This window comes from Rhizobium sp. ERR 1071, from assembly GCF_007828675.1.
Lineage (GTDB): Bacteria > Pseudomonadota > Alphaproteobacteria > Rhizobiales > Rhizobiaceae > Rhizobium > Rhizobium dioscoreae.
Map to the genome: position 1 here is coordinate 969,784 of NZ_VITM01000002.1, position 6,022 is coordinate 975,805.

At 58.6% G+C, this 6,022-nt stretch carries 8 protein-coding genes; 5 read left to right on the forward strand and 3 right to left on the reverse strand.

Going from position 1 to position 6,022, the window contains the following annotated elements:
- Positions 1-19 precede the first annotated feature (19 nt).
- From FBZ99_RS10000 to FBZ99_RS10010, 3 genes are read left to right on the forward strand one after another with little or no spacing between them, the layout of a single operon-like run.
- The gene (locus tag FBZ99_RS10000) at positions 20-889 is read left to right on the forward strand and encodes an ATP-binding cassette domain-containing protein (protein ID WP_113354567.1); all 870 of its coding nucleotides are present in this window, start codon (positions 20-22) and stop codon (positions 887-889) included.
- Positions 882-1,709, forward strand: coding sequence for a zinc ABC transporter permease subunit ZnuB (gene znuB / locus FBZ99_RS10005; RefSeq protein ID WP_112721157.1), 828 nt, complete (start codon positions 882-884; stop codon positions 1,707-1,709). Before FBZ99_RS10000 ends, znuB begins: the two co-directional genes overlap by 8 nt.
- Positions 1,706-2,104 (forward strand): Fur family transcriptional regulator, encoded by a 399-nt coding sequence (locus tag FBZ99_RS10010; RefSeq protein ID WP_112334637.1) that lies wholly within the window; start codon positions 1,706-1,708, stop codon positions 2,102-2,104. The genes znuB and FBZ99_RS10010 overlap by 4 nt, the downstream gene beginning before the upstream one ends.
- 51 nt (positions 2,105-2,155) lie before the next feature.
- Here the strand turns inward: FBZ99_RS10010 and FBZ99_RS10015 are convergent, their stop codons facing one another.
- Complete coding sequence (locus FBZ99_RS10015; RefSeq protein ID WP_113354568.1) at positions 2,156-2,686, reverse strand: gamma carbonic anhydrase family protein; 531 nt, start codon at positions 2,684-2,686, stop codon at positions 2,156-2,158.
- A gap of 16 nt (positions 2,687-2,702) precedes the next feature.
- Positions 2,703-3,398, reverse strand: coding sequence for a fumarylacetoacetate hydrolase family protein (locus tag FBZ99_RS10020; RefSeq protein WP_113354569.1), 696 nt, complete (start codon positions 3,396-3,398; stop codon positions 2,703-2,705).
- Between the two features lie 139 nt (positions 3,399-3,537).
- Here FBZ99_RS10020 and dusA point away from each other — a divergent pair, with 139 nt between their 5' ends.
- Positions 3,538-4,551 carry a tRNA dihydrouridine(20/20a) synthase DusA gene (dusA, locus tag FBZ99_RS10025; protein WP_113354570.1) on the forward strand — a complete coding sequence of 338 codons (1,014 nt, stop codon included), beginning with the start codon at positions 3,538-3,540 and terminating at the stop codon, positions 4,549-4,551.
- Positions 4,552-4,914: 363 nt separating this feature from the next.
- On the opposite strand, the gene FBZ99_RS10030 is transcribed toward dusA, so the two are convergent.
- On the reverse strand, positions 4,915-5,127 hold the full coding sequence (locus tag FBZ99_RS10030) for a cold-shock protein (RefSeq protein ID WP_069613123.1): 213 nt from the start codon (positions 5,125-5,127) through the stop codon (positions 4,915-4,917).
- Positions 5,128-5,631: 504 nt separating this feature from the next.
- Here FBZ99_RS10030 and FBZ99_RS10035 point away from each other — a divergent pair.
- Positions 5,632-5,964, forward strand: coding sequence for a hypothetical protein (locus FBZ99_RS10035; RefSeq protein ID WP_145632759.1), 333 nt, complete (start codon positions 5,632-5,634; stop codon positions 5,962-5,964).
- Positions 5,965-6,022: the final 58 nt, after the last annotated feature.

Genomic DNA, 6,022 nt, shown 5'->3' on the forward strand with positions numbered 1-6,022 from the left:
TAGTGCAATTGGAAATTTCATGCTTTCTTCCATCGACAGCAAGAGCCGGCCGCTGGTGTCGCTTCATGATGTCGGCGTCCGCCGCGACGGACGCTGGCTGGTGCGTGGCGTGGATTTCTCCGTCAGTCGCGGCGAGATCGTCACCCTGATCGGCCCGAACGGTTCCGGTAAATCGACCAGCGCCAAGACGGCGATCGGCGTGCTGAAGCCGGACGAAGGACGTGTCGACCGCATAGCCAATCTGAAGGTCGGCTACGTGCCGCAGAAGCTTGCGATCGACTGGACCTTGCCGCTTAGCGTGCAGCGATTGATGACGCTGACCGGGCCTTTGCCGGAGCGCGAGCTGGTTGCTGCTCTTGAAGCCGTCGGCATCGCGCATCTCGCGAAAGCCGAGGTGCAGCATCTTTCCGGCGGCGAATTCCAGCGGGCGCTGCTGGCGCGCGCCATCGCCCGCAAGCCCGATCTGCTTGTGCTGGACGAGCCCGTGCAGGGGGTCGATTTCAGCGGTGAGATCGCGCTTTACGATCTCATCAAGTCGATCCGCAATTCGCAGGGCTGCGGTATCCTGCTGATCTCGCATGATCTGCATGTCGTGATGGCGGCGACGGATACTGTGGTCTGCCTGAATGGCCACGTCTGCTGCCGCGGCACGCCACAGACCGTCAGCCAGAGCCCGGAATATGTGAAGCTGTTCGGTACGCGGGCGGCACAATCCCTGGCGATCTACAGCCACCATCACGATCATACGCATCTGCCTGACGGTCGCGTGCAGCATGCGGACGGTTCGATTACGGACCATTGCCATGCCGATGATGGCCATCATCATGGCCACGATCACGATGATCATCATCACGGCCATGACCATGCCGAGGGGGAGCGCCATGTTTGACGATTTCTTCCTGCGCGCCGTCGTCGCCGGCGTCGGGCTGGCGCTGACGACCGGGCCGCTCGGCTGCTTCATCATCTGGCGACGTATGGCCTATTTCGGCGACACGATCTCGCATTCGGCATTGCTCGGCGTGGCCCTCTCGCTACTTTTTCAGCTCAATCTGACGCTCTCCGTCTTCGCGGTTGCAGCTCTCGTATCGATCCTGCTTCTGTTCCTGCAGCGGCGGCAGGCGCTGTCGGCGGATGCGCTGCTCGGCATTCTCTCGCATGCGACACTGGCCATCGGCCTTGTCATCGTCGCCTTCATGAGCTGGGTGCGGATCGATCTCATCGCCTTCCTCTTCGGCGACATTTTGGCCGTCAGCCAGTCCGATATCGCGGTGATCTGGGGCGGCGGCATCCTCGTTCTGGCGGCGATTGCCTGGCTCTGGCGGCCGCTGCTGGCCTCGACTGTCAATCCCGAGCTTGCCGAGGCAGAAGGATTGCGGCCGGAGCGCGCGCGGCTTCTCTTCATGCTGCTGATGGCCGTGGTGATCGCGATCGCTATGAAAATCGTCGGTATCCTGCTTATCACCGCGTTGCTGATCATTCCCGCGGCCACCGCACGCCGCTTTGCCTCAACGCCGGAAACAATGGCGATCTTTGCTTCGCTGCTTGGCGCCATCGCCGTTGTCGGCGGGCTTTTCGGATCGCTGCGCTATGATACGCCGTCCGGCCCGTCGATCGTGGTTGCGGCGCTCGTTCTATTTATCATCAGTCTGCTGCCCCTCGTTCGCAGGAGCGGCACGCCAGCGGCGCAACAGAGAGGACAGTCATCATGACCACTCCGATGCTCACCAAGAACCAGTCTCTCGTTTTCGATATTCTGACCAAGGCGGAAGCGCCGCTCAGCGCCTATACCATCCTGGACAAGCTGCGCGATCAAGGTTTTCGGGCGCCGCTGCAGGTCTATCGGGCGCTCGACAAGCTGCTGGAATATGGCGTCGTGCATCGGCTCGAGAGCATCAACTCCTTCGTCGCTTGCGCGCATCCGCACGAAGATTGCCATAGCCATGGCCTCGTTGCCTTTGCCATCTGCGAAAGCTGCGGCCAGGTGATCGAGTTTCACGATCACGAAGTGGATCATCGGCTGATGGACTGGCTGAAATCGCAGAAGTTCAAGGCGGAGAAGTCGACCATCGAAATTCGCGGTCATTGCGCCAATTGCGCGGCTTGAGCTACGGGCGGCAACGTATTCAGCGTTCCATCAATTACTTATAAGAAAATTCTAATCCAATCTTTTAAGGTCACGCGCGAAGCGCTGCCAGTTGGCGACATAATGCTGAGCTGAGCGGCGCAGGCCTTCTATCGTAGCTTCGTCCAGGGTGCGGATGGCTCTTGCCGGTGCGCCGACGATCAGCGAGTCATCCGGAAATTCCTTGCCTTCCGTGACGAGCGCATTGGCGCCGACGAGGCAATTATTGCCGATCTTCGCGCCGTTCAGCACGGTGGCGCCCATGCCGATCAGCGAATTGTTGCCGATGGTGCAGCCATGGATGATGGCGTGATGACCAATGGTGCAGCCTTCGCCGATCGAAACCGGAAAGGCCGGATCGGTGTGGATCATCGTGCCTTCCTGAATATTCGTCGCCTTGCCTATGGCGATCAGCTCATTGTCGCCGCGCAGGACCGAGCCGAACCAGATGCCGACATCCTCGCCGATCTCGACCTTGCCGATCACGCTTGCGTCTGGCGCGATCCAGTATCGGTCGGGGCCTGGCGTTTTCGGTGTGAGGCCGGCAAGGGCGTAGAGCGGCATGGTCGATCCTCCTCGATCAGACGACGTTCAGTACCAGGTTTGCGACGCCATCGACGGCGCAGCTGATCCGGTCGCCGCGGACAACGGGACCGACGCCGGCGGGCGTACCTGTCATGATGATATCGCCCGGGGCCAGCGTGAATAGCTTAGAGAGTTCGGCGATGATTTCCGGCACCTTCCAGATCATCTGAGAGAGATCGCCTCTCTGGGCGGACTCGCCATTGCGCATCAGCCAGATGCCGCCCTTGTCGGGATGGCCGACGCGGGTGGCTGGAACCAATGCGGAAACCGGAGCCGAGTGATCGAAGGCCTTGCCGATTTCCCAGGGGCGGCCGAGCTTCTTGGCTTCACCCTGCAGGTCACGGCGGGTGAAATCGATGCCGACGCCGTAACCATAGACGCAATCCAGTGCCTGTTCGACCGGGATGTCCGCGCCACCGCCGCGCAGCGCCACGACTAGCTCCACTTCGTGATGCACGTCCGCTGACAGCGAAGGATAGGGGAAATCGCTCGAGACAAGCAGATTGTCCGGGTTCTTCTGAAAGAAGAAAGGCGGTTCGCGGGTGGGGTCATGACCCATCTCTATGGCGTGGTCGGCATAGTTGCGGCCGACGCAATAGACGCGACGCACAGGAAAAAACTCGGTCTCACCTTCGATCGGCAGAAGGACAGGGGCAGGTAGTGGAATGACTGTCGTTAGTGGGGCGTTCATATGCGCTTTCGAAACTCTCATCTTTTTCAGAGGGCTGCTGCCGTCCGACTCCTTCGGGCAAGCTAGCATTATTGTTACAGCCGCGAAAACTGGCGTTTTTGAGGGATTTGGTGTAGAGCGCGGATCAGAAAGGTTTCCCATGTATAGCGACGCACTGAAAACTGGCCGCAAGATCTTTGCGGTTGCCCCCATGATCGACTGGACGGATCGCCATTGCAGATACCTGCATCGGCAGATCAGCCGGCATGCGCTTCTCTATACCGAGATGGTGGTGGCGGATGCGATCATTCACGGGCCGCGCGACCGGCTGCTGGGGCATGATGCTGCCGAACATCCCGTCGCGCTGCAGCTTGGCGGCTCCGATCCGGCCAAGCTTGCCGAGGCGCTGCGGATTGCCGAAGCGTATCATTATGACGAGATCAATCTCAATGTCGGCTGCCCCTCGGATCGCGTGCAGTCCGGCACCTTCGGCGCCTGCCTGATGCTGACGCCGGAGACGGTCGCATCCTGCATTGCGGCGATGAAGGCGATCTCGAAGGCACCCGTCACGGTGAAATGCCGCATCGGCGTCGATGAGCAGGAACCCGAAGAGGCGCTGCCCGAACTGATGACGCGCGTGCTCGATGCCGGCGCCGATGCGATCTGGATTCATGCCCGCAAGGCCTGGCTGAAAGGTCTATCACCGAAGGAAAACCGCGAAATACCGCCGCTGGACTACGATATCGTCTACCGCATGAAGCAGCGCTGGCCCGAGGTCTTCATCGGCATCAATGGCGGCATCCAGACGCTGGATCAGGCTGAGGCGCATTTGGCCCACGTCGATGGCGTGATGCTCGGCCGCGCCGCCTATCAGAATGCCGCCATTCTCGCCGACGTTGACCATCGCTTCTTTGGCGAACCGGCCGCCGAGGCTGACTGGAACGGGCTGCGCGACCGGATGATGGATTATGCGGAGCGCCACATCGAAAATGGCGGCCGCCTGCAGCATGTCGCGCGCCACATGGTCGGCCTCTTCACCGGCTTGCCGGGCTCGCGCCGTTACCGCCAGATCCTTTCGACCGACGCCAACAAACCGGGGGCGGGGCCGGAAGTGATTGCCGCCGCCTTCGCGGCGGTGGACTTTGCGGGTGAACGTGAGCGGGTGAGCGCTTGAGGGGATACTGATCCCCACTACCTTCTTCCTTCGAGCGCAGCTTTCGCTACCACCTCACACCCGTCATCCTCGGGCTTGACCCGAGGATCCACGCCCAAGCACATTGGTGCGTTTAAATCGACAAGAGTGCTGGTTTCGCTTTGGCAGCGTATCCCTTTTCGCCAGAGGAGGCGATGGGGCCTGTGCCTGGATCCTCGGGTCAAGCCCGAGGATGACGGAATGTTAGGATGTTCCGGGGCAGACAACGGACTTGCGGTGAGGGGCATAGCCAAGCTTGCTTCAGGACGAGGGTGCTCTCCTCACAAAAAACGGCGCGGTTTTCACCGCGCCGTTCGAAACCTTGTTCAGGCAGTCACCAGAGGCTTAAGCAGCCTGGATGTTGACAGCCTTCGGGCCCTTGCCCATGCGATCCGGCTCGGTGTCGAAGGTGACCTGCTGGCCTTCGCGCAGCGACTGGATGCCGGAAGCCTGAAGAGCGGAGATGTGGACGAAAACGTCCTTTGCGCCGCCGTCAGGAGTGATGAAACCAAAACCCTTGTCCTGGTTGAAGAATTTTACGGTGCCCTTGGTGGCCATGGGGGATAGTCCTTTACCCATCAGTCTTAGTTTATCCGGATAGACCGGACGGCTTTGCTTCCGCAACATGCGAAAGCCAGTCGAGAAGTCACGTACGGGGAAAGAACGTCTGCGCGGGTCAAAAGACCCAACCACTGCCTGTCGCAAGCGGATCACCAAATCAGTCCAGTCACCGGCATGCAAATGCCCGAGCATGCATATGGGTGACAGGGTTTGTGGAAAAAGGCAAGGGGCAATATCAGGGCAGGGTGGGAAACGGGTAGGATTGGGTGGGAATTTCAAGGGGTTGGAGCTAGGCAAGCTTACGAAAAGCATTTCCTTTGATTGTAAAGTTATGCCCACTTTTCAACTTTGCGGATACGATATAATATTCGTGTAGCTGGAGTCGCGGCAGCCAGAGAGACGTAATTGTGACGCTAGTTACCGCATTAATGCACAAATCGAGAAGAGTTATCTTAATTGCGCAAGTGTGATGATATATTTGGATCGTTCGCCTGCGGAATCTTGTCTGGTTCTATATTATCACTTTTTATTTTTGCTGAACACATCAGACCTAATGAAAATATAGAAAGTCCATCTATGCAATACGCTGATGTAGTGACGATAGTATTAACGTGTGTAACTGTTGTTATCACATGTGTCAGTATTGTTCTTGCTATATTGGGTATTTTTGGCTTCCAACAATTGAAGCAAAATGCGGCGGAAGCCGCTATTAGGCATGTGGAAAAGGAGCTTGCAACCGGAGGAAACTTAAGATCGCTTCTGGAAAGAAGAGTTGATGCAATGGTCGCAAACTATGCTGAACTGCACCCCGTTCTGACCGGACAGTCGGCATAAGCAGAAAGGCTCAAGCACAGGCTTGAGGACATGCTTATGTCTAACGAGTATCGACACG

Excerpts from the sequence above, each read along its gene's own strand:
- FBZ99_RS10000 (WP_113354567.1), top strand. The coding sequence starts at position 20 with ATGCTTTCTTCCATCGACAGCAAGAGCCGGCCGCTGGTGTCGCTTCAT.
- znuB (WP_112721157.1), top strand. The coding sequence starts at position 882 with ATGTTTGACGATTTCTTCCTGCGCGCCGTCGTCGCCGGCGTCGGGCTG.
- FBZ99_RS10010 (WP_112334637.1), top strand. The coding sequence starts at position 1,706 with ATGACCACTCCGATGCTCACCAAGAACCAGTCTCTCGTTTTCGATATT.
- FBZ99_RS10015 (WP_113354568.1), bottom strand. The coding sequence starts at position 2,686 with ATGCCGCTCTACGCCCTTGCCGGCCTCACACCGAAAACGCCAGGCCCC.
- FBZ99_RS10020 (WP_113354569.1), bottom strand. The coding sequence starts at position 3,398 with ATGAACGCCCCACTAACGACAGTCATTCCACTACCTGCCCCTGTCCTT.
- dusA (WP_113354570.1), top strand. The coding sequence starts at position 3,538 with ATGTATAGCGACGCACTGAAAACTGGCCGCAAGATCTTTGCGGTTGCC.
- FBZ99_RS10030 (WP_069613123.1), bottom strand. The coding sequence starts at position 5,127 with ATGGCCACCAAGGGCACCGTAAAATTCTTCAACCAGGACAAGGGTTTT.